This window comes from Flavonifractor sp. HCP28S3_F3 (genome assembly GCF_052065355.1).
Taxonomy (GTDB): domain Bacteria; phylum Bacillota; class Clostridia; order Oscillospirales; family Oscillospiraceae; genus Flavonifractor.
Window position 1 is genome coordinate 1 of the sequence record NZ_JBQHUF010000033.1, and the last position, 959, is coordinate 959.

Genomic DNA, 959 nt, shown 5'->3' on the forward strand with positions numbered 1-959 from the left:
GACAGCGTTGAACACATAGTTTCCTGCTTCACCCCGTATGCGCTCCCCGTTTTCATCCAAGAGATATTCCCGCCGCTGCTTGTTGCCCCATGTCCCATCCGGCAGCAGGGGACGGATGGGACACATGACATGAAAATGCGGGTTGGCAATGCCGCCGTCCTCCTTGTCGGGGGCGTGAACGGAGAAATCCACCACCATGCCCCGGCTCACAAACTGCTCCAATAAAAATTGCCTTGCAAGGCCGATGTTCTCCTGCATGGAAAACTCGTTCTGCAAGGCAATGTCAAAACTGTATGCAAGCTGGGCTTTCTTGCCCCGTTCTGCCTTTTCCACCTCGTTCCACAGGGTTTGCCGGTCTGCGAAGGAAGGAGGAGCGTGGGGCGGTAGCAGGATTTCAGAACAGAACACACCTCCTTTCCGGGTGTAGTCGCTGTCCTCTCCGTAATACTCACTGTGTAGCTTTTCGCCGGATCGGTAAGCAGCGGACGCAACAGCGGATTGCCCTGCGCTGCGTTTGATCTGGGTAACATGGAAGTGAAATAGTGCGATACTTATCCCTTTCCTTTCTGGCTTGCCTGATTGTGTGCATTGACCGCTTCCATCAACAAAGCCCTGACTTCCGGCAAAGCGAAAACTTTTTCCGTAAAAGCATAGAACTCTGTTTCGCCCAGAACTTTCGCCAGCGGTGCGATGCTCTCCACGGCGGCCCCTCTGGTAATGAGGCGGTGCGCCCGTTTCTTCCTGTCTCCCTTCTCATAATAGGATTTCCGGTTTTCCAGCCGCTGGAGCCTGCTGCGCTCCTGCGTCAACTTCTTTTCTGCATCTGCGATCTCCTGTTTCAGTTTTTCGGTTGTTGGCATCGTAGATTCCTCCTTTACTTACAGATAAAAATACCGCCTGTCTTTCGGACAAGCGGTAAAATTTGCGTGTTGAGTTTTAGGCTTTGGATGGGAAACTGT

The 959-nt window shown here is 52.7% G+C and carries 2 protein-coding genes; both read right to left on the bottom strand.

Annotated features, from left to right (window positions below):
- Positions 1 to 549 (bottom strand): MobQ family relaxase (mobQ, locus tag ACTNB1_RS14795; protein WP_441170538.1); only part of this gene is annotated, 549 nt, incomplete at its 3' end.
- Between the two features lie 2 nt (positions 550 to 551).
- The gene (locus ACTNB1_RS14800) at positions 552 to 860 is read right to left on the bottom strand and encodes a DUF3847 domain-containing protein (RefSeq protein ID WP_441170537.1); all 309 of its coding nucleotides are present in this window, start codon (positions 858 to 860) and stop codon (positions 552 to 554) included.
- Between the last annotated feature and the right edge of the window lie 99 nt (positions 861 to 959).